Source organism: Pantoea sp. SO10, assembly GCF_005281435.1.
Lineage (GTDB): Bacteria > Pseudomonadota > Gammaproteobacteria > Enterobacterales > Enterobacteriaceae > Pantoea > Pantoea leporis.
This window is the reverse complement of record NZ_CP040095.1, coordinates 1,995,231-2,016,367: the sequence shown is the minus strand read 5'-3', so window position 1 is coordinate 2,016,367 and position 21,137 is coordinate 1,995,231. Positions and strand designations below refer to the sequence as shown.

At 55.9% G+C, this 21,137-nt stretch carries 17 protein-coding genes; 9 read left to right on the top strand and 8 right to left on the bottom strand.

Annotated elements, in window-relative coordinates; all coding sequences use genetic code 11:
- Positions 1–33: 33 nt before the first annotated feature.
- Complete coding sequence (locus FCN45_RS09415; RefSeq protein WP_137385758.1) at positions 34–675, bottom strand: glutamate racemase; 642 nt, start codon at positions 673–675, stop codon at positions 34–36.
- Between the two features lie 103 nt (positions 676–778).
- Between FCN45_RS09415 and FCN45_RS09410 the strand changes: the two genes are divergently transcribed.
- Positions 779–1,330 carry an AAA family ATPase gene (locus FCN45_RS09410; protein ID WP_137385757.1) on the top strand — a complete coding sequence of 184 codons (552 nt, stop codon included), beginning with the start codon at positions 779–781 and terminating at the stop codon, positions 1,328–1,330.
- Between the two features lie 42 nt (positions 1,331–1,372).
- Here the strand turns inward: FCN45_RS09410 and FCN45_RS09405 are convergent, their stop codons facing one another.
- Entirely contained in the window at positions 1,373–3,733 is a 2,361-nt protein-coding gene (locus FCN45_RS09405; RefSeq protein ID WP_137385756.1) for a membrane-bound PQQ-dependent dehydrogenase, glucose/quinate/shikimate family, read from the bottom strand.
- 366 nt (positions 3,734–4,099) lie between these two features.
- Between FCN45_RS09405 and FCN45_RS09400 the strand changes: the two genes are divergently transcribed.
- The 3 genes from FCN45_RS09400 (at position 4,100) to FCN45_RS09390 (ending at position 7,571) form a co-directional block, all read left to right on the top strand.
- Positions 4,100–5,029, top strand: coding sequence for an aliphatic sulfonate ABC transporter substrate-binding protein (locus FCN45_RS09400; RefSeq protein WP_137385755.1), 930 nt, complete (start codon positions 4,100–4,102; stop codon positions 5,027–5,029).
- On the top strand, positions 5,026–6,369 hold the full coding sequence (locus FCN45_RS09395) for an NtaA/DmoA family FMN-dependent monooxygenase (protein ID WP_137385754.1): 1,344 nt from the start codon (positions 5,026–5,028) through the stop codon (positions 6,367–6,369). Before FCN45_RS09400 ends, FCN45_RS09395 begins: the two co-directional genes overlap by 4 nt.
- 236 nt (positions 6,370–6,605) lie before the next feature.
- Entirely contained in the window at positions 6,606–7,571 is a 966-nt protein-coding gene (locus FCN45_RS09390; protein WP_137386873.1) for a GT-D fold domain-containing glycosyltransferase, read from the top strand.
- Between the two features lie 58 nt (positions 7,572–7,629).
- On the opposite strand, the gene FCN45_RS09385 is transcribed toward FCN45_RS09390, so the two are convergent.
- On the bottom strand, positions 7,630–8,928 hold the full coding sequence (locus tag FCN45_RS09385; RefSeq protein ID WP_137385753.1) for a Fic family protein: 1,299 nt from the start codon (positions 8,926–8,928) through the stop codon (positions 7,630–7,632).
- 77 nt (positions 8,929–9,005) lie between these two features.
- A complete protein-coding gene (locus FCN45_RS09380; RefSeq protein ID WP_137385752.1) occupies positions 9,006–9,638 on the bottom strand; it encodes a DapH/DapD/GlmU-related protein in 633 nt (210 codons plus the stop codon).
- A 132-nt stretch (positions 9,639–9,770) separates the two neighbouring features.
- Between FCN45_RS09380 and FCN45_RS09375 the strand changes: the two genes are divergently transcribed.
- Positions 9,771–10,673, top strand: a complete 903-nt coding sequence (locus FCN45_RS09375) for a ParB/Srx family N-terminal domain-containing protein (RefSeq protein ID WP_137385751.1) — start codon at positions 9,771–9,773, stop codon at positions 10,671–10,673.
- Positions 10,674–10,722: 49 nt separating this feature from the next.
- Here FCN45_RS09375 and FCN45_RS09370 read toward each other — a convergent pair.
- A protein-coding gene (locus FCN45_RS09370; RefSeq protein WP_137385294.1) for an IS3 family transposase occupies positions 10,723–12,086 on the bottom strand; the annotation gives its coding sequence in 2 pieces (ribosomal slippage) (positions 10,723–11,591 and positions 11,591–12,086; 1,365 coding nt in all).
- 91 nt (positions 12,087–12,177) lie between these two features.
- Entirely contained in the window at positions 12,178–13,272 is a 1,095-nt protein-coding gene (locus FCN45_RS09365; protein WP_137385750.1) for a tRNA-dihydrouridine synthase, read from the bottom strand.
- Positions 13,273–13,375: 103 nt separating this feature from the next.
- Between FCN45_RS09365 and FCN45_RS09360 the strand changes: the two genes are divergently transcribed.
- Together FCN45_RS09360 and FCN45_RS09355 are read left to right on the top strand one after the other, a co-directional pair.
- On the top strand, positions 13,376–14,251 hold the full coding sequence (locus FCN45_RS09360; RefSeq protein WP_137385749.1) for a LysR family transcriptional regulator: 876 nt from the start codon (positions 13,376–13,378) through the stop codon (positions 14,249–14,251).
- Positions 14,252–14,265: 14 nt separating this feature from the next.
- Positions 14,266–14,427: a hypothetical protein gene (locus FCN45_RS09355; protein WP_225608150.1), complete on the top strand. Its 162-nt coding sequence runs from the start codon at positions 14,266–14,268 to the stop codon at positions 14,425–14,427.
- Between the two features lie 83 nt (positions 14,428–14,510).
- Here the strand turns inward: FCN45_RS09355 and FCN45_RS09350 are convergent, their stop codons facing one another.
- Both FCN45_RS09350 and FCN45_RS09345 read right to left on the bottom strand, forming a co-directional pair.
- On the bottom strand, positions 14,511–16,904 hold the full coding sequence (locus FCN45_RS09350; RefSeq protein WP_137385748.1) for a TIM-barrel domain-containing protein: 2,394 nt from the start codon (positions 16,902–16,904) through the stop codon (positions 14,511–14,513).
- A gap of 14 nt (positions 16,905–16,918) precedes the next feature.
- Positions 16,919–18,220, bottom strand: coding sequence for an MFS transporter (locus FCN45_RS09345; RefSeq protein ID WP_110866104.1), 1,302 nt, complete (start codon positions 18,218–18,220; stop codon positions 16,919–16,921).
- 230 nt (positions 18,221–18,450) lie between these two features.
- Here FCN45_RS09345 and uxuA point away from each other — a divergent pair, with 230 nt between their 5' ends.
- Together uxuA and uxaC are read left to right on the top strand one after the other, a co-directional pair.
- On the top strand, positions 18,451–19,644 hold the full coding sequence (uxuA, locus tag FCN45_RS09340) for a mannonate dehydratase (protein ID WP_137385747.1): 1,194 nt from the start codon (positions 18,451–18,453) through the stop codon (positions 19,642–19,644).
- On the top strand, positions 19,644–21,059 hold the full coding sequence (gene uxaC, locus FCN45_RS09335; RefSeq protein WP_137385746.1) for a glucuronate isomerase: 1,416 nt from the start codon (positions 19,644–19,646) through the stop codon (positions 21,057–21,059). The genes uxuA and uxaC overlap by 1 nt, the downstream gene beginning before the upstream one ends.
- The last annotated feature ends 78 nt before the right edge of the window (positions 21,060–21,137 follow it).

Here is a 21,137-nt window from a genome sequence, read left to right as displayed (position 1 = left end):
CGTTAACCTGATGCACGGTCATGCATGCGCACCCTACGAAAAATCACGTACCACCTTTAACGCCAGCTGCGGGCTGGTTAATGGCTGACTACCGGCGCTACACAGCCTGGACGCTGCCGCCATGGAAACCTGGGCCAGCGCCACATGATCTGCGCCCTGCTGTTTCCCGTCTGCCACCGCTTGCGCAATCATTTGCAGATACGCATCCTGATGACCCGCTTTGAACGCCGCCCATGCGCCAGGAATCAGCTGCACAACAGGATGCTGTTCAACCGGCAGCGTCGCTGGGCAAAACAGCGCTCGCGTCGCCGCCAGTGTGGATTCCGCCGCACACAGCACCAGAGATTTTCCCGGCAAACGGCGCACCTCATCGGCCAGCATGCGATCGGTGCGATACACCGGGCAATCATGCCCTTCAACACAAAAACCATCGGCAACCGGACCCAGCGTCGAGCAGGTAATCAGAATCGCGTCGAACCACGGCGTCAGGCTGCGTAACAGCTGTTCCAGTTTTTGCTGCTGCGAAGCGGTCATGCCACCGGTCAGCTCCGCTTCCGCCAGCAAATGCGGCATCACGATATGACTCAGTGCGCCGTTGCTCATGCCCAATGAGTGCGCGGCATCATCGAAAATAGCGATATTACTGGCAGCGGTATGCAGGCAGGCGATAGTCATAATTGTTCCTATTTGGCTTTTATGCTTCAATTTATTCAATTATTTTATATGATTATCAATCATTTATTTCAATGGGTTATCACATCGCGCAGGGAATTTGATCATGGCTTCCTCTCTCACGCTTGCGGAACTTGGCCCACGCATCTGCATTATGGGTCCGTCGAATAGCGGAAAATCCACGCTAGCAAAGGCTATTGCTGCAAAAACCGCATTGCCACTGATTCATCTTGACCAACTTTTTCATTTGCCAGGAACACACTGGCTGGCGCGCAGTGAAGCGGAGTTTCAACAACTGCATCTTGACGCTATTGCGGGTGAACAATGGGTGATGGACGGTAATTATGTGCGCTGCCTTCCCGAACGTCTCATAAGAGCCAGCGGAATAATCTTACTTGATGTTCATCCCGCTCGCAGCCTGCTGCGTTATGTCCGCCGCACACTTTTTGATGCCCAACGCATAGGCGGCGTGGTTCCTCCCAACCAGCGCGAGCACCTTACCTGGGAAATGATCCGTTATTTGCTGATAACTACGCCTGACCATCGCCAACGCAATCGCCGGATGTTCGAACAGTGGACGCTACCCAAAGTGTTTCTGGCCTCTCCAGCCCAGCTCACCGCCTGCTATCAGGCGTGGGAATTATCGAGCGTCAGATAAAAAAAGGCGCCACAGCGGGCGCCTTATTCTATTTCACTGCAATTACTTCAAACGGAATGCCACAACGCTGTCACCCGCCTGGGTGCCAAGCGAACCGTGACCGCCTGCGGCAATCACCACGTACTGCTTACCGTCTTTACCCATAAAGGTAGACGGCGTGGCTTGCGCACCGGCACTCAGCTCGGTCTGCCACAGCAGTTCGCCGGTGGTGCTGTCGTAGGCGCGGAAGAAGTTATCCGCAGTTGCACCGTGGAACACCAAATCCCCTGCGGTCAGCAATGGACCACCGTGCGCCACCATTCCCATCGGGAAGCCGATGGGGAAGCGGCCCGGCAGGAAGCTGGTCTTCAGGTTTTTGGTGACGCCCACGCGGCGCAGCCATTCGGTTTTACCGGTCTTCAGATCCACGCCCACCATGCGGCCCCAAGGCGGCGCAACACAGGGAATGCCGAGGCCTGACGCCATCTGCTGGATATGGATCGCGTAGTCACCGTGGAAGTTTTCGTTCCAGTATGGCGTGCCATCTTTGGTAAACAGGCGCTCGGTGGCGGTCTGCTCGGTGCGTTTGATCAGGTTGTACTTGTAGGCCAGACGCACTGGCGCGGCAATCAGCATTTGACGCTGCGGATCGACAGCAACAGAACCCCAGTTGAACACACCAATGTTGCCAGGGAAGATCAGTGAACCGCCTTCCGTTGCGGGCGTCCACGGATTGCCATCATAGCGCAGGCTACGGAAATCCATGCGGCATGACATCTGGTCAAACGGCGTAATGCCCCACATTGACTTCTCGGTCAACGGCTGCGGGATGAAGTTCAGGCTGGAAACCGGCTGAGTCGACGCAAATTTCTCACCCGCTACGCCACCTTCAGTAGAAACCTTCACCTGGTTCACCGGATACACCGGCTGGCCGGTAAGACGGTTCAGCACAAACAGGTTGCCGGTTTTGGTCGGCAGGATCACCACAGGCTGCTTCTGGCCTTGATAATCGATGTCCACCAACGAAGGCTGTGACGGATTATCGCGGTCCCACAGATCGTGGTTGGAGCTCTGATAGCGCCATTTGAACGCACCGGTTTGCAGATCCAGCGCCACCAGCGCATCACGGAACTTCTCGGTGTTGCTGTTCGGATCGCGTTCAATGCCCACTTCATCCGGTGAAGCGTTACCAAACGGCACATAGACTACGCCATTTTTCAGGTCAGCACTCAGCGTGCCCCACGCCACTGGCGTGTCCTGCGGGTAGTTTTGACCGGCAGCAATTGGCGCGGTGTTTTCCGGGTTGGCCGGATCAAAGTTCCACACCAGACGACCGCTTTGCACGTCATAGGCACGAATCACGCCTGACGGGTTGCCGCTGTTGAAGCCGTTATCCATCACGGAACCGCCAACGATCACCAGCTTGCCCGCCACCAGCGGTGCTGCGGTTTGCATCAGCGCATGTGGACGCACTTCACCCATGTTGGCGTGCAGATCAACCACACCGTTCTGACCAAAATCAGCGCACGGTTTACCGGTATCGGCATCCAACGCAATCAGCTGCGCATCGGTGGTGGCGTTAAAGATACGTTTACGGCAGATGGCCGGATTCGCGGCGCTATCCTGCGCGGCAACCGGGGTTTCTTCGTAGTAGCTTACGCCGCGACAGGTCTGATGCTGCTGCAGGTAAGAGCGGTCTTTATTTGGCGTGAATTTCCACTTCACCGCGCCGGTTTCCGGATCAAGCGCATGCACTTCGTTATGCGGCGTACAGAAATACAGCATACCGTTGGCTTTCAGCGGCGTAGCTTCGAAGGTGTATTCGGTGGCATCCGCATCCTGGCGCAAATCACCGGTGTGATAGGTCCATGCAACTTCGAGGTTTTTGACGTTGTCTTTGCTGATCTGATTCAGCGCCGAGAAACGCAGGCCGTCAGACGAACCACCGTACGCGGTCCAGTCGTTAGCGGCGCCCTGCTCGCTGTTTTGCTCGCGGGCATTGCTGATGGTGCCTTGCTGCGGAACCGGATCGTAGAAGCATAGACCAATCACCACCACGATCATGATAATCACAGTGCCGCCGAGGAAGCCGTGGAAACGGCGTTCGCCGCGATACAGCGGTTTCACCACCCACGGCATCGCCAGCCACAGGCCGATCACGCCGAACAGGTCACCGCGTGGGATCCACTGCCATTTATCAAAGCCCACTTCCCAGATAATCCAGGCGAGCGTAATCCACATCAGCACCGCATACAGCGCCAGCGCGCTGCGCTGGTTGCGGAACAGTAAAATTGCGGTGATAAGTAATCCCACCGCCATCAGCGCATAGAAGGCGCTGCCGCCCAGCATCAACAGCTTGCCGCCCATGTACAGCAAGGCAATCGCCAGAATCGCGAGCACGATACTGGTTAATTTGTTAACCATGCTAATCCCTCAACCATATTCATCGAAAAACCTCAAAAATAACCCCACATAAAATCAACAGAATTTTAACTTACGTTACCGTTTAGTAAAAACCCGTTGCGAGGTGTGTCGTTAGCTCCGCTAATGAATGTAGTTTGGCTAATGGCTGCCAGCTACCGCCTCGTTCAATCTGTGACTGAAATCACGTTTCATTTTCGTTGAGAGAATTAATCATTAGTGAGGAAAATTCGCATTTTTTGATAACAAAAATGGCGAGGATGCGCGATTTGGGGGCATTTGCGCCTGAGACATAACCTTGCGCAGATTTATTACTACGCCCGCTGTAGTAGAAAACTTACGCTGTTTTCTTTTTACCCGGGAAACGTTATGAAAATCACTTTATTAGCCAGCTCATTGTTGCTCCTCGCGGTGACTTCTCACGCTGCAACTGACCCACTGATCGTCGGCGATCAAAAAGGCAATGCCCGCGCGGTGATGTCCGCCGCTGGCGAGCTCAACAATGTGCCGTATGAAATCAAATGGTATGAGTTCCCCAACGCTGCGCCGCTGCTGGAGTCGCTCAACTCCCAGCATCTGGATGCCGGCTTAGTCGGCGATGGTCCGCTGTCGTTTGCCGTGGCCGCAGGCGCGCAGATCCGCGCCATTCAGGCATCGCAATATCTCGGCAATGCCATCCTGGTGAAAAAGCTCAGCGCCCTGCACAGCATCGCCGACCTAAAAGGCAAGAAAGTGGCGACGGTAAAAGGATCGGCCGGGCAAAACATGGTGCTGAATGCGCTGCACGAAGCGGGTTTGCCCGACGACAGCGTCAATTTTGTCTTCACCACGCCGTCGGAAGCGACGCTGGCGCTGGATAATGGCGCGGTGGATGCGGTGGCAACCTGGGAACCTTATGTGTCCTTTGCCGTGGCGCAGTCCGGCGATCGCATCGCCATCGACGGCAAAAATTCGCCAGTTTCAAACTATCTGGTGGCGACCGATAGCGCCATCGCCAGCAAGCGTGAGCAGCTCACGGACTTCCGCGAGCGCCTGATCCGCGCACGCGCGTGGGGCGTGGCGCATCCACAAGCCTACGCCAGCGAGATCGCCAAACTGCTGCGTCTGCCAGATGCGGTGGCGCTGAGTAAAGTGCAGCGTGAAAACAACGCGCCGGTAGAAGATTACGCGTTGGTGGAGAAACGCCAGCAGCTGGCGATTGATACCTTCACCCGTGGCGGCCTGATCAAACCCGGCTTAAAAGCCGACAAACTGGTGGATGCCTCCTTCTTTAACGCCAACGGAGCCGCCAAACCATGATGAATCTGGCGCTCTACCTCGACTCCGGCATTCATCAGGGCGGCTGGCGCCATCCCGATTCGGCCGCGACCGGCGGCAGTAACTGGCCGCTGTACCGCAAAATCGCCCAGCGCGCTGAAGACGCGAAGCTGGACATGATTTTTGTCGCGGACAAGCTGGCGATTGATGATGTTTACGGCGGGCATCTGGCGCACACCGTGCAGCATCGTCAGGTTGGCTGGTCTGAACCCTTAACATTATTAGCCGCGCTGGCGGCGGTGACTGACCACATCGGCCTCGGCGGCACGGTTTCCTCCTCCTATTCGGTGCCTTACACCACCGCGCGTCAGCTGGCAAACATCGACCATATTAGCGGCGGGCGCGCAGCGTGGAACGTGGTTACCTCGTTGAGCCACGCCGAAGCGCGCAACTTTGGTCGCAGCGAGCACTTCAGCCATGAAGCTCGCTATCGCCGCGCGGCCGAATTCATTGATGTCATGAAAGCGCTGTGGGACAGCTTTGAAGAGGACGCGCTGATTCTGGATAAAGCGCAGGCGCACTTTGCCGACCCGGCACGCTTCCATAGGCTTGATCATCAGGGTGAATCTTTCAACGTGCAGGGACCGCTTAATCTGCCGCGTCCGCCGCAAGGTCATCCGGTGGTGATCCAGGCTGGCGTATCGGAAGCCTTTATCGATCTGGCCGCGCAACAGGCGGAAGTGCTGTTTGTGGTGCAACCTAATCAGGAACGCGCGCAGCAGTTTTATCAAACCCTGAAACAGCGTGCGCTGCAGTATCAGCGTCAGCCCGATCAACTGCGCATTCTGCCCGGCATGGTGCCGATTGTCGGCAATACGCAGCGCGATGCCGAGGAGCGTGCGGCGTACCTGAAATCATTGATTACCGTGGAATCGGGCCTCAGCTTTGTTTCGGCCAGCATGAATATCGATCTGTCGCAGTACCCCATTGACGGGCCGGTGCCTGACCTGCGTGAAAAGATCACCGGCAGCAAAGGCCGTTTTCAATATGTGATCGCCAGCGCCATTGAGCAGAACCTGCCGCTGGGCGAGATGGCGAAACGCTACGCCGAGAGCTTGTCGTTCCCGGCACCGACCGGCACAGCGGATAGCATTGCGCAGCAGATGATTGACTGGTATCAGCATCAGGCCTGCGACGGTTTTGTCATTCTGCCCACCTACATTGACGAGAACGAAGATCGCTTCCTCGAACAGGTTGTCCCGCGCCTGCAGGCTGCGGGCGTCTTCCGCAGCGACTATCAACCGGGCACGCTGCGCGATCGTTTAGGCTTAGTAAAGCCGGAAAATCGCTTTAACCGTTCGTCATCAATTGAAATAACTTAATTAATCATTAATGCGCTGCTGCGATTATTCCTGGCAACAATTATCATAGCAGCGCGAATAAGTGCGGTTTTATTACAGTTTTATTTATTCCCTCTTCATTTAATCTTTTTTAAATTGATTAGCCATTGCGCCGCAATGACTTTTTGAGAGTTTCCTCAGCCTGTTATCCCGGATTAAGCGTGATATAAATCACGTAACTGCTCTGCGGCAAGGCCGCTAATAAAAAGAAGGTTATGATGATTAGCGCAGATTTCTTTTATCGTAAATTACGTTTTCCTTTTAAACTCACACACGCTGCTTTTAAGTTTCCGGTTGCCAATGCGCGAGCCCGGCAATATCGGGTGATGTCGCCTGAACAGACCATTGACCTGCTGCTTAGCAACCACAAGCTCTCCGTAAGCCGCTATGGCGACGGCGAACTGGAAATGACTTTGTTCAAGAATATCGGCTTTCAATCTTTTGATGAACGACTCTCTATTCGCCTTAAAGAGATATTACGGCGCGGAAGTCAGCCGAAGAATCCATGTTTATTATGTATGCCCGATGCCTTTCGCGGCACCGCGAATATGCGTTTTGGTTCGGCCCTATTCTGGTTTTTTCATAAAGCATTTTATTTTCGCCATTATGAAAGCTTATTAAAGAAAGATTACCGCTACGGCAACACCTCCGTTACGCGTCCCTATCACGATTATAAGGACAAGCAGCAGGCGGTTCGCGTGTTTAATAAGTTCAAGCAGCTGTTCAGCGATAAAAAGATATTAATTGTGGAAGGCAGCGGCACGCGTCTCGGCATCGGTAACGATCTGCTTGATGACGCGCGGGAGATTAAACGCATCACCACGCTCAATCGCAACGCCTTCTCGGTCTACAACGATCTCTACAGCTCGGTGCTGGCACACGCGCGCGATTACGATATGGTGCTGATGTCGCTCGGCCCCACCGCCACGGTGCTGGCTTACGATCTCAGCCAGCATGGCATTCGCTGCATTGATACCGGCCACATTGATATCGAGTACGAATGGATGCGCAGTGCCGCGCGTGACAAGGTGCAGGTGGCTGGCAAGAACGTCAATGAAGTGGGCGTGTTACTCAGCGACGATGCGCGCGACGCCGACGATCATTATCGCCAGCAGATTTTGCTGCATGTCGGGTTGCCGCAGGAAGCGGTGCTATCGGCGATGGTAATGCATCCGCCGATCTAATCCACATCGCAAGTAATCGCAAAAATAGGGCATTTTGAGATTGCTTGCGATAACGCTGTTACCCTTCGCGCTTTTTCAGCCACTCCTGCAGCTTGCGCAGTGAAACAGGTGCCTGATACACCGTTCCTTTCCCCTCCTTTAGTGGACGCAACAATCCCTGTTCGGTGAGGTTTTTCAGGCGCGCACGCGCGGTGTTATCCGCGATGCCGAGCCGCGATTTAATCCCGGCAGAGCTGAGTAACGAACCCGGCGCATTCAGCGCGATGGCCATGATATCCAGCTCACCTTTGGCTAAGGTCATATGCTCTTCCACCCACGTCACTAAACGTTCCCGCTCTTTATGCAGCGTGGCGATTTGCTCGGTGAAGGCAGTCACCGCGCGCATCACCACTTCGCACTGAAACTGCACGAAATAGGTCAGATCCATCTCATCAGTTTCGCTGTAAAGATAGGAAATGCCGTACTTTACCGCCGCGGCTTTCAACAGCTTGCTGATGGAGATGTAGCGGAACGCGCTGTAACCGTGACGAATCAGATGAAGATAGAACAGCCCGCGCGCGGTGCGCCCGTTGCCGTCATTGAAGGGATGAATGTAGCCGATAGCAAAGTGCAACACGCAGGCCACCAGCAAAGGATGCGTGCCCTGCTGCTCCAGCCAGGCAACTTCGGCGCATAACGCGTCCAGCAGGCTATTGAGCCGCTGATAATCCGGCGGCTGATGAATGATTTCGCCGTCGCGCCCGGCAACAAACACATCGTTATTGTCGCGCACGGCGCCAGGCCGATATTTTTCATCATTAATGCCGGCGCAGGCGATGTGATGAATTTCCAGAATATCGGCGCGCGTCAGCGGCGCGTCACCCAGCGTGGCAATGTGCTGCATCAAGCGCCAGTTGCCCATGATCATGCTTTCATCTTCGTTGCGCGGTGCACGCCCCACCGCCAGCAACTCCATCGCCACGCGCGAGGTGGTCGCCGCGCCTTCCAACTGGCTGGATGAAATCGCCTCTTCCATGATCAGCTGTGACATCAGGTAAGAAGCCGCGTCCTCATCCGTTGGTTCGCCGTTGCGCGCAAAGGTCATACGATCAACCATCGACATCGCCGCCGTGATTTTGGCCGTAAAATTACAGGTCACGGTTTGATCGGCGATCACAAAGTGCTGCGCGCTGCTGCGGCGCTTGAATTTCAGTGCGCTCCACACTTTCTCACGCGTCTGACTATCACTGACACGACGATATAACTCATCGAAATGCAGATAGCGCTCATCCCACTCGGCATGACTGGCAAGAAGCGAGTTAATCTCACTAATACTCAGCGAATCAATAAGTTGAGCGGGTGGGCGGCGCAGTTTCATCTCAAGCAATCTCAAAAACAGGGTATTTTGAGTTTACTTGAGATTCGCTGCGACGACAAATGGCGCTTGCAGCGGAGTTAGCTGCCGTGCCGCTGGCAAAATGCGCGGAGATCGGAGGACTGGAAATCGGCCAGATTCGCCATCAGCTTCTCCAGCGGCCAGTTCCACCAGGCAATCGCCTGCAGCTGCGCGGCAATATCCGCCGCGAAACGTGCACGGATCACTTTGGCTGGCACGCCACCGACAATGGTGTATGGCGGCACCTCTTTCGTCACCACCGCACCGGCCGCCAGCACCGCGCCGTCACCCACCGCCACGCCCGGCAGTACGATCACGCCATGCCCAATCCACACATCATTGCCAATAATCACGCGATCGGCGCGACGCTCGGCAAAGAAACCATTATCGCGCTCCGCCTGCGCATCGTAGTATTCCGGACAGTAGGTGAAACGGTGCTGCGAGGCGCGATCCATCGGATGATTGGGTGCGCCAATCCGTACATGATTGGCAATGGCGGTAAAGCGTCCGATTTGCGCATCGGCGACGCAGCAATGCTCTCCCAGATAGGAGAAGTCGCCCAGTTCGCTGTATTCGATATAGGTTTCGGCCAGCACTTCACATTGCGCGCCAATCTGGGTTTCGCGCATGCGTACGCTGGGATCGATAACAGTGTGATGCAGTTTTGTCGGTTGCACAGCAGCAAGTGCCATAATCAAAGCTCCGTGTGGTCAGATGTCTGGATGACCGGTTGCGACTGGGCAACCGCGAGCGACAACACTACAGCGGCAAAATGACACTAATGCTATTGTGCGTATCTGTTTCAGGCGATTCGAGGAAAAGGAATGAGAACACCGTGGTCAATACTGGCGCTGTTATGGTCAGCCGGACAGGCATCCGCCGCGCTGCCCGCCGACATCAAAGCCGGTGATATTGTGCAAGTCCAGTTAGCGCAACTCCATCCGACGCAGGCTGCGATTGGCTATCGTCAGCTGGATTACAAACAGCATCGTTATGAAGCCGAACCGAAAAAGCTGTTCGATGATTATTGCGAAAGCATGGGGCAGAAAGGCGTTGATAAATTTGACAGTAAATCACGTCTCTCGCAGCCCAGCAGCTTCAGCTGTAAAGCGCCGGTCGGCAGCGAACCGGGGCCGATTAAAACGGCGGTGATTGCGCCGGATAACGTGTTGTACCTCACCGATGGTCATCATACTTTCAGCAATTTCGCCGATATCGCCGGTCTTAACACGCCGGTGCAGGTGCGCATCACCGATGACTTCCGCAGCCTGAAAACCATGTCCGCCTTTTGGCAAAAAATGGAAACGGCACATCTGGTGTGGCTGGATACGCCAGCAGGCAAAATCAAACCGGATGCGCTGCCGAAAGAGTTGGGCCGCCAGCATATGCAGAATGATGAATATCGCTCGCTGGTCTATTTCGTGCGCGATATTGGCTTTGAGAAGGAGCAGAATCCGCCGCCGTTCCTCGAGTTCTACTGGGGCAAATGGCTGGAAACACAGCTGCCGCTGAAGAACTTTGACCTCAATAACCGCAACGGTTACGCCAAAGCGCTGGAAACCATCGCTGAGAAGATGACCAGCGTGCCGAAAGACACGGTGATTGCGCACAGCGATAGCGGCCCGCTGACGGCGGATCGGTTAGGCGCACGCAAGAAAGTGAATGAGAAGAAGCTGGAGAAGCTGGTCTCCGACAAGGGCAAACTGACGTGGGCTTTTGCGCAATAATCGCATGGTCGCCATTCATGAACTGAACCCCATAACCTGGACCGTTTAGTTAAAGCGCTGCGTAATGCTGAGTCCTGTACGCTACCGGACTCAGCCCACCCAACCCCATTTTTATCCGCTTAGTATTCCAGAAGTGGATATAGTCTCCGATATCCTTCTCCAGCTCCTCTACATCACGGTATTTCTTCAGGTAAAACATTTCCGACTTCAGATGACCGAAGAAGTTTTCCATCACCGCGTTGTCCAGGCAGTTTCCTCTGCGCGACATGCTCTGTGTTATCCCGTTTTCCGCCAGGCGCTGCCTATACTCCGGCATCTGATACTGCCAGCCCTGATCGCTGTGAAGAAGCGGACGCTGCTCGCCCGTCAGATGCCGTAAGGCACTGCTCAGCATATTGTTTATCATCGGCATCAGCGGCTTACGCGCCGTTTCCCAGCCCACGATTTCGCCGTTATACAGGTCCAGAACCGGGGACAGGTAGCATTTTTCACCCGCAACGCTGAACTCCGTTACGTCCGTTACCCACTTCTCGTTCGGTGCCTGTGCCCGGAAGTTGCGCTGCAGCACGTTGCCGGCTGTTCGCCCTTCGGGCCCCCGACAGGACCGGTATCTCTTCTTTCTTACCGGCGACTGCAGGCCCAGCGCCGACATCAGCTTCAGCACGGTTTTCCCGCTCAGCCCCCAGCCGTGCTGCCTGAGCAGGCAGCCCATGCGCCGGTAGCCGTAAAGACTGCGATGCTCCTCCGACAGCCTGACGATGAGCGCCTTCACCTCTGCGTACTTATCCGCCGCCTGCTGGCGGGCAAGCTGATAAAAAAATGTGCTTTTCGGCAGCCGCGATACGCTCAGCAGCACCGGCAGGCGATGCCGCGTGCGCAACCGCGTCACTGCAGCGGCTTTTTCTCCCGCTCCCGGCGCTTTTTTTCCAGGATAATCTCCTGCATAACCTTCAGATAGTCGTTTTCGGCGCGAAGGTATTCGAGCTCCTTAAGCAGCTCTTTCTCCGTCATTGATCCGGCAGGTTTTGGTGATTTTGCTTTGTCTGACATTCGTATACTCCGCGTGCTGTTTTCGGGCGGGAAAGCGTAGTGGCCTTTAAGGCTGTACTGACGGGCCCAGGATTCAACCGTTTTGTATGAGGTGAGATTAAAACGCGCCGCAACCGCGGCGTATGACTCACCGGGATGAGCCAGAACGTAATGCGCCACCTGAACTCTGAAGTCGGAAGAATAACGCCGGTGCCCGCGGGGAAGCAAAGCCTGCTCACCGTGATGCTGATAGCGTGCAACCCAGCGGCGCAGGTTAGTAGGGGCAATGCTGAAGTGCTTAGCCGTTCCATCAATACCGGCATGGCCGCTAAGAAAATAGTGAATGGCCGAGAGTTTGAATTCGACGGGATATTTTGTCGCCATAGACCTGCACCTTCAATGTCAGATTATGGTCCAACATTTGGGGTGCAGTTCATTCATGGCGACCCATTTACCCATCAGCGCCCTTTCAGCGTTAAACCAATTCGCAGTTTTTCACATCCGCCGATGGCGCCAGCAGATTTTTATCAAATTCGCGCAGTTCCACGCCATCACGAATACGCATCGGCCAGTCGGGATTGGCTAGCGCGCTTTTGCCTATCGACACATAATCCGCGCCCTGCTCCAGCGCCTGCGCCGCCGTGCTGGCATCACTTAACGCACCATTGGCGATAATCGGCAATTTCGGTGCCGCCTGACGCGCAATTTGCACCAATGACAGCGGCGAATCGGCAAACGCCGGTTGCAGCGCGTCATATTCAGTCAGATGCAGATAATCCACGCCGGCCTCAGCAATCGCGGCGAATACCAGGCGCGCGCCCGCTTCGCCTTCCCGCCATTTGTGATGAAAATCATTCACTTTGCCCTGTGAGAGGCGAATTCCCAGCGTAACATCCTTGCCTACGCGCTGGCGCACCGCGGCGATCACCGCCAGCGTCAGAGACAAACGTGCCACGATATCGCCGCCCCAGCGATCGTTGCGCTGATTGGTGTAATCGGTAAAGAACTGGTCAAGAAGATAGCCGTTAGCGCCATGAATTTCGATGCCATCAAAACCCGCTTCGCCAATTGCCCGCGCCGCAGTGTGCGCAAAGCTGTCGATCACCTGCTGGATCTGCTCTTCATTCATTTCGCGTGGCAGCGGATAGGCGCCATGACCGTGATAGAAACCGAGTTGTTCCCCGCGCGGCTGCACCGCCGAGGGCGCGAGCGTGTCCGGTCGATAGATGTTGCCCTGCGATATCGCCCCGGCATGCATCAACTGCGCAATGATTTTGCCGCCATGCTGATGCACCCGATCGGTGATCGCGCGCCAGCCGGCGCTCTGTTTAGCGTTAATCAGCCCCGCCTGAAACGCATAGGTTTGCGACCAGGCTTCATCGATATAGATGCCTTCGGTGATGATGGCGCTAAAGCCGCCGCGCACGAAGCGCTGATAGTAGTGCTGCATACGTTCGCCCGGTATGCCGTCAACGCTGGCGGAGATGCGCGTCATGGGCGCCACCATAATGCGATTCTTCAGCGCCAGCCGGTTCAGTGTGCCGCTCTGAAAAAGATGTTTATCACTCATATTGCTCTCTGGATGCGGATTATCTACAGAGCGCAGTATATTCGGTCGCCACAGGGACAAAAATGGCCGATGATGATACGTCTGTATAACGGAAATCGTTACAATGAACTCAAAAGATGTTGAGGTGTTCCTGATGGTCACCCAGACGCGCAGCTTGACTCAGGCCGCGCGGCGACTGAACACCACGCCGATGACGGTCTCACGCCGACTCGCCTCGCTGGAAGAAGATCTCGGCGTGCGCCTGCTGCATCGCACCACCCGCGCCATTGCGTTAACAGATGAAGGTGAAGAGTTTCTGCCTTACGCCAAAACCCTGACGGAAACCGAACAGAGCGCGCGCAATCTGTTCTCGCCGAATAAACAGGGCGCCACCGGCCAGCTGCGCATCACCGCACCTTCTGGTTTTGGCCGCCGCACCATTATTCCGTTGCTGCCCGCGCTGATGGCGGAGAATCCCGAACTGAAGATCGATTTCCAGCTCAGCGATAACGTCACCGATATTATTGGGCTGGGCTACGATGTCGCCATTCGCATCGCCCCGCTGCGGGATTCGCGCTTAGTCGCGCAGCGGCTGGCGGACAATCCGCGCGTGCTCTGTGCTTCTCCAGACTATCTGGCGCGCTTCGGCACGCCAAAACTGCTGGCCGATTTGCATCAGCATAACTGCCTGCGCTTATCCGGCGTGCCGCAATGGAGTTTTATAGTCGACGACCATATTTCCAGTGTCAGCGTTGAGGGCCGTTTTAGCGGCAGCAATGTGGAAGGCGTGCGTACCTTATGCGTAGCGGGCAGCGGCATCGCCCAGCTCTCTGCGTGGGATGTGCAGCAAGAGTTGGCGGCAGGTGAACTGACTGAGATTACTTTGCGAGATGCTCAACCGCAGCTGCTCGGCGTCTGGGCGCTGTTTCCCACCGCACGGCATCTGCCAACGCGCGTCACGGTTTTTCTAAACGCCCTAAAACAGGCGATGGCACGTTAATTCAGAAAATGTGAATGGCGAATCAGGGGCAAAATCTGGATGCGGAAGAGGTGGGATTAACCGCGAAGAAAATTAAAATCGACGCATTTCTTGAACTGATTCTGGCAGGAAAGATCAGCGACGCGACAACGGTTACCGCGTTTCTGTTGGCGCGGGCGAAAGGGTTAATCGATTGATTTTTTTGCTTTATTCATGGTGCGCATGAATGCGCACCTTACGAATACAACATCGATGTTGTGCCGCCATTCAGGGCGACCGATTACTCCGCAGCAATATCCGCTAACACCGCTTCTGCCTGCGCCTTATCCACCGCCACGCCATCAATAAACAGCTGACGCTGTTCGCTCGGCGGCAGCATAATCTTCAGCGTCTGCCAGGCTGGCTGGAAGCTACCTTTGCGCTGGAAGTTAAGGTGAATCGCCTCAGCATCGCTGCGCATTTTCCAGTTGAGCCACAGCGCATTGCCCTGCTGATAAGCCCAGCTTTCGCCATCATCCTCAAACAGCACACCGTGGCTAACCCCTTTGCCTTTCAGCGGGAACAGCTGCAAGGTGCGGCGATCGTCAGTTTTAGTGTCAACATGACGCAGGCGCTCGCTGAGCGGTAAGCCCGCTCCGGCACGCACCAGCATCGGCTGGGTTTCCAGCGGAGCCGCCAGCGTGATCCATTGACCGCCGCTGAACCATTGCTGGGTAGCGAAGTCATACCAGCCAGTTTGGTTGTCGGGCAGCCACAGACGACGCTCGCGCTGGCCGGGTTCGACCACGCTGGCCACCAGCAGATCGCGGCCCAGCATAAACTCATCGCACTCGGCGAACGTCTGCGCATCCTGTTCATGATCGAGGAAAGTCGGACGTAGCATCGGTTCATCGTCAGCATGCGCCTGCCACAGTAACGTATAGAGGTAAGGCAGCAGACGATAACGCAGTTCAATCGCGGCGCGGATCGCAGGCGTAGCCGCCGGATACATCCAGGGTTCATTGACGGTGTGATCGTCATTCCACGAGTGAATGGTGAAACGCGGATGCATCACGCCGTTTTGTACCCAGCGCACAAACAGTTCTGCATCTGGTTTATCGCCGGAGAAGCCACCGACGTCGTGTCCCACGTTGTACAAACCGGACAGGCTCATACCCAATCCCATGCGGATGTTGTAACGCAACGTGGTCCAGTTGGTGCGGTTATCGCCGCTCCAGGTTTGCACATAGCGCTGCATCCCGGCGCAACCCGAACGGGAAATCAGGAAAGGACGTTTTTCTGGCGCGAAGCGCTGTTGCGCTTCCATCGAGGCGCGCATCATCAGCAGCGGCATCACCGGGCGAATGTGTTTGATGGCAATTGGCGTGCCGAAACCGTGGCAACGCGCTTCGCCGTCCCACACTTCATATTCGTTATTATCGTTCCAGGTGGAATCGATGCCCTTTTCCAGCAGCTGTTTGGTGACGTTTTCCTGCCACCAGGCGACGGCTTGCGGATGGGTAAAATCGAGATGTGAACCTTCGTCATCCCAGAACACCGAACGTTCAGGCGCATCTTCTTCGGAGTCACGAATAAACAGCCCTTGTTCCGCCACTTCGTTATAACGCGGATGATCCTGCAACAGACACGGTTTGATATTGGCGGCGAGGCGCAAGCCGGCGTCGTGAAACGCCTGGCTCATCACCTCCGGCTGCGGCACTTTGTCGTAGTTCCAGTTGAACACGTAGCGCTTGTTGTTAATCGAGGTGTAGCCGGACGAGAGCTGGAATGAATCGCACGGAATATCGTGCTCTTCGCACAGGCGGATGAAGTTCATCAGCTGATGTTGTGCATCCGGCGCATCGGTGTAATGCATGGTTGAACCGCTGTAGCCGAGGCTCCATTTCGGGCCGAACAGCGTTTTACCTGTGAGACGCACGAAGGCTTTGGTGACATCCAGCACCTTGTCACCAACAAACAGGTAATAGTCGATATCACCACTTTCCGCCTGCCAGCGGCGATACGGTTGGTGATAGTTATCGAGTTCATTACCCAGATCAAACCAGCTGCTGCTGAGGTTATCGTAATAGAGACCAAAGCTAACATCGGTACGACGGGTGATGGTAAACGGCACATGCTTGTACAGCGGATCGGTGGAGGCCGCGCTGTAGCCCATCGCATCAAGGTTACGCATCTCATAGCGCTGGCCATTACGCTGCAAATCACCGGTTTTCTCGCCCAGACCATAATAGCGATCGTCGTTCATGCGGCACTGATAGTGCGCCACGCCATCGCCGTGCGCGTTGATTTGATAAGCGCTGGTTGGACGGTCGCAGGTCAGCAGCTGCCATGCGCCGTGGCTGTCGCAATATTGCCACTCCAGCGCCAGCGGTTGATGGACGATCACCCGCAGCTTATCGGTGGCCACCACCAGCGTGTCGCCCTCTTCTTCCAGCGTGAACGATGGCAAGGTGAATCCGGCCAGGCTGTCACGCTGACGCCCTTCCCACGGCACATCACTTTGTGGCGCGATGCTCCAGGTGCGATTGAGGCTGTATGCGCCATGACGTTTAATCGCCACGCGGAACATGCCCGTTTCCAGCACATACAGACACAGCGTGTGTTTGCCGTCGACGTTTAACGCCACGTGGTGTGCATCGGAACCGGCTAATGACCAATTTTTTAACGTTTTCATCGTTACCTACTTTTTCATGCGCGCTGGGCGCGACGTTCAGCAATAAAAGCAATCAGGAATACGGCGCCAATCAGGTCGAAGAAGCCCATGGCGACAAACAGCGGATTAAAGCCAATGGTGTCGGCGGTAACGCCGATCAGCAGTGAGAACAGGAAGCTGGAGATCCAGGCGAACGAGCCGCGCATGCCGTTGACGGTGGCCATCTGGCCTTTATCAAACTTCTCCACCACCAGCGCGCTCAGCATGCAGGAGATGATCTGATGGCCGAAACCACCAATCGAGATCAGCGCAATCGCTACATAAGGATCTTTAGTGACCGCCACCAGCGCCAGCGACAGCATCAGGAAAGCGCCGGTCACCGAACTCGCCACCACGGAATTAACCTGGGTAAAACCAAAGATTTTGGTGTAGAGCCGCGTCAGATAGCCGCTGGCCGCGCTGCCTAAATCGGCGGCGAGGAACGGCAGCCAGGCGAACATAGCAATCTGCTTGAGATCCATACCCAGCTCTTTCGCCAGATAGAGCGGCACCCAGAAGCTCAGCACGCCCCAGGCAGGTTCAGCCATAAAGGCGGGAATGGCGATGCCGTAAAAACGTTTGTTTTTCGACACGGTTTTCAGCGCGGTAAAGAACGGCAGTTTCACTGCTGGCGGTTCGTTATCCTGACGAATAAATTCCAGTTCCGAGGCCTGCAGATTGGGATGCTGCTCCGGATCGCGATAGAACAACCACCACAGCACCACCCAACCCAACGCCAGGCAGCCGGTGAACAGGAACGCGCCCTGCCAGCCAAAGGAAGCGTGCGCAAAGTAGATAATCGGCGGTGCCAGCATCGCGCCAAGCGAAAAGCCCACCCCCGCCCATCCGGCGGCGATAGGACGCTCTTTTTTCGGGAACCATTCGCCAATCACTTTGGCGTTAGCGGGCGTGGCTGCTGCTTCAGCGCCGCCCATGACAAAACGCAGGATAGCCAGATGCACCCAACTGGCCGCGCCAGCGTGGAACAAACAGGCGACGGCCCAAATGGTGGCGCAGATCAGGAAGCCGACTTTCAGGCCAATAACGTCGATCAGCCAGCCGCAAATGGGTTGAAAGAAGGTATACGCCAGCTGGAATGCGCCGACGATCCAGGAATATTGTTCGGTGGTGATGTTAAGACTGGTTTTGAGCTCCGGTGCCAGCAAGCCCAACGAGTTACGGGTGATGTAGTTGACCGTAACGCCTGCTAAGAACAGCACCAATACCCACCAGCGCAGATTGCGCAAGGTGCGTTTGGTGCCTGCGGCGGTTATCCCTGGGTTTAAACTGCGGTTCATCTGATTCTCCGTTAGTGAGTCATTTCTAACCATCCGCCAGGAGTGAACCACAGTTGCGAAAAGTGGTCGCCAGATTGATGTCGCAAATGTGATCTGGTTAACCAAAATCACTTACCAGGTTGACTTAACCCCGTAAAGAGCAGAGTTTTAATCCGGAATCGCGTAGTTATTGTCTGATGTAGCGCGCTAATAAAGAATATTGGTCAACCAATAGTGAGTGAGGTAACAACATGAAGCAGACCTGGCGCTGGTACGGCCCCAACGATCCTGTCTCTCTGGCCGATGCGCGCCAGGCGGGCGCAACCGGCATCGTCACCGCACTGCACCACATCCCTAACGGCGAAGTGTGGTCAGTCGACGAAATCATGCAGCGCAAGGCGCTGGTGGAAGCCGCCGGTTTGGTGTGGTCGGTGGTGGAGAGCGTGCCGATTCATGAAGAGATCAAAACCGGCAGCGGCCGCTGTCAGCACTGGATCAGCAATTATCAGCAGTCGCTACGCAACCTGGCGCAGTGCGGCATCAAAACCGTGTGCTACAACTTCATGCCGATCCTTGACTGGACGCGCACCGATCTCGAATATCTGCTGCCGGATGGCGCGAAAGCCCTGCGTTTTGATCAAATTGAGTTCGCGGTGTTTGAACTGCACATTCTGCAGCGTCCCGGCGCGGAGCAGGATTACAGTGCGCAAGAGATCGCCGAGGCTGCTGAACGCTTTGCAACGATGAGTGAAGAGCACCGTAACCGCCTGATGCGCAACATCATCGCCGGTTTGCCGGGTGCGGAGGAAGGCTACACGCTGGATCAATTTCGTGCCCAGCTGGCGCGTTATGAAGGTATCGGTAAGGCCGAGCTGCGTGAGAATTTTGCCACCTTCCTGCGCGCCATTGTCGCGGTTGCGGAAGAAGTGGGCGTACACATGGCGGTACATCCGGACGATCCGCCACGCCCAATTCTCGGCTTACCGCGCATCGTTTCCAACGCCGACGATCTGCAATGGATGATCGATACCGTCAGCAGCCCCGCCAACGGTTTCACCATGTGTACCGGCTCGTACGGCGTGCTGGCAGAGAATGATTTAGCCGGCATGGTCAAGCGCTTCGGCCCACGCATCTACTTCGCGCATTTGCGCTCCACCAAGCGGGAAGAGAACCCCAACAGCTTCCACGAAGCCGCGCATTTGGGTGGCGATGTCGATATGTTTGCGGTGATCAAGGCGATTGCCGAAGAGGAGCAGCGCCGCAAAGCCGCAGGACAGCCGGATTTGATTCCGATGCGTCCCGACCACGGCCACCAGATGCTGGATGACCTGAAGAAGAAAACCAATCCCGGCTACTCGGCGATTGGTCGCCTGAAAGGATTGGCGGAAATTCGCGGCGTCGAACTGGCGATCCACCGCGCCTATTTTGCTCAGGACGCCCACTAATGCGCTTTATGGATGAAGATTTTCTGCTGCAGAGCGACGTCGCACGGCGCTTATACCACGACTTCGCTGCGGATATGCCAATCTACGATTATCACTGTCACCTCAATCCGCAGGAGATTGCTGAAGATCGTCGCTTCGCCAACCTCGGCCAAATCTGGCTGGAAGGCGATCACTACAAATGGCGCGCGCTGCGCGCCGCGGGCGTCGATGAGTCGTTGATTACCGGCAAGAACACCAGCGACTACGACAAGTATCTCGCCTGGGCGCAAACGGTGCCAAAAACCCTCGGTAACCCGCTCTATCACTGGACGCACCTTGAACTGCGGCGCCCGTTTGGCATCACCGATACGCTGTTTGGCCCGGACACCGCGCCTGCGATCTGGCAGCGCTGTGCGGAACAGCTGGCGACGCCGGAATTTTCCGCGCGCGGCATCATGCGCCAGATGAAGGTGCGCATGGTCGGCACCACCGACGATCCGGTTGATTCACTGCACTATCACCGCCAAATCGCCGATGACCGCAGTTTTGATATTGACGTTGCGCCGAGCTGGCGTCCGGACAAGGTCTTTAAAATCGAGCTGGAGGGTTTTGTCGACTATCTTGCTCGCCTGGAAGCCGCCGCCGATGTCGCCATCGACAGCTTCGATGCGCTACGCCGCGCGCTGTTACGTCGCCTTGACCACTTCTCCGCCCACGGTTGTCGCGCCTCAGATCACGGTATCGAAACCCTGCGCTTTGCGCCGATGCCGGACGACCGCGTGCTCGATACGATTTTGGCGAAACGTCGCCGTGGCGATGCGCTGGATGAATTGGAAATCGCCCAGTTCAGCAGCGCAGTGTTGGTGTGGCTTGGCAGCGAATATGCGCGACGCGGCTGGGTAATGCAGCTGCACATCGGCGCGATCCGTAACAACAGCACGCGCATGTTCCGCCAGCTCGGGCCAGACAGCGGGTTTGATTCGATTGGCGATAACAATATTGCCTGGCCGCTGGCGCGCCTGCTGGATGCGATGGACCTCAACGATCAGCTGCCGAAAACCATTCTCTATTGCCTCAATCCGCGCGATAACGAAGTGCTGGCTACTATGGCGGGCAACTTCCAGGGCGCGGGTATTGCCGGCAAGGTGCAGTTCGGTTCAGGCTGGTGGTTTAACGATCAGCGCGACGGCATGCTGCGTCAGCTGGAGCAACTGTCGCAAATCGGCTTGCTCAGCCAGTTTGTCGGTATGCTGACCGATTCACGCAGCTTCCTCTCCTACACGCGCCACGAATACTTCCGCCGTATTCTGTGCAATCTGCTGGCGCAGTGGGTAAAAGACGGCATTGTGCCGCACGATGAGCCGATGCTCGGCAACATGCTGCGCGACATCTGCTTTAACAATGCCGAACGCTATTTCGCGCTGAAAGCCCAGTGATGGTGGCCTGGTCACTGCGCGCCGTGACCAGGCCGATTCTTATTCGCTATGCTATAGTGCGCGTCTCTGAGTGAGGCT

Excerpts from the sequence above, each read along its gene's own strand:
- FCN45_RS09400 (WP_137385755.1), top strand. The coding sequence starts at position 4,100 with ATGAAAATCACTTTATTAGCCAGCTCATTGTTGCTCCTCGCGGTGACT.
- FCN45_RS09360 (WP_137385749.1), top strand. The coding sequence starts at position 13,376 with ATGAACTCAAAAGATGTTGAGGTGTTCCTGATGGTCACCCAGACGCGC.
- FCN45_RS09390 (WP_137386873.1), top strand. The coding sequence starts at position 6,606 with ATGATTAGCGCAGATTTCTTTTATCGTAAATTACGTTTTCCTTTTAAA.
- FCN45_RS09380 (WP_137385752.1), bottom strand. The coding sequence starts at position 9,638 with ATGGCACTTGCTGCTGTGCAACCGACAAAACTGCATCACACTGTTATC.
- FCN45_RS09350 (WP_137385748.1), bottom strand. The coding sequence starts at position 16,904 with ATGAAAACGTTAAAAAATTGGTCATTAGCCGGTTCCGATGCACACCAC.
- FCN45_RS09365 (WP_137385750.1), bottom strand. The coding sequence starts at position 13,272 with ATGAGTGATAAACATCTTTTTCAGAGCGGCACACTGAACCGGCTGGCG.
- FCN45_RS09395 (WP_137385754.1), top strand. The coding sequence starts at position 5,026 with ATGATGAATCTGGCGCTCTACCTCGACTCCGGCATTCATCAGGGCGGC.
- uxuA (WP_137385747.1), top strand. The coding sequence starts at position 18,451 with ATGAAGCAGACCTGGCGCTGGTACGGCCCCAACGATCCTGTCTCTCTG.
- FCN45_RS09405 (WP_137385756.1), bottom strand. The coding sequence starts at position 3,733 with ATGGTTAACAAATTAACCAGTATCGTGCTCGCGATTCTGGCGATTGCC.
- FCN45_RS09345 (WP_110866104.1), bottom strand. The coding sequence starts at position 18,220 with ATGAACCGCAGTTTAAACCCAGGGATAACCGCCGCAGGCACCAAACGC.
- FCN45_RS09385 (WP_137385753.1), bottom strand. The coding sequence starts at position 8,928 with ATGAAACTGCGCCGCCCACCCGCTCAACTTATTGATTCGCTGAGTATT.
- FCN45_RS09415 (WP_137385758.1), bottom strand. The coding sequence starts at position 675 with ATGACTATCGCCTGCCTGCATACCGCTGCCAGTAATATCGCTATTTTC.
- FCN45_RS09410 (WP_137385757.1), top strand. The coding sequence starts at position 779 with ATGGCTTCCTCTCTCACGCTTGCGGAACTTGGCCCACGCATCTGCATT.
- FCN45_RS09355 (WP_225608150.1), top strand. The coding sequence starts at position 14,266 with ATGGCGAATCAGGGGCAAAATCTGGATGCGGAAGAGGTGGGATTAACC.
- FCN45_RS09375 (WP_137385751.1), top strand. The coding sequence starts at position 9,771 with ATGAGAACACCGTGGTCAATACTGGCGCTGTTATGGTCAGCCGGACAG.
- uxaC (WP_137385746.1), top strand. The coding sequence starts at position 19,644 with ATGCGCTTTATGGATGAAGATTTTCTGCTGCAGAGCGACGTCGCACGG.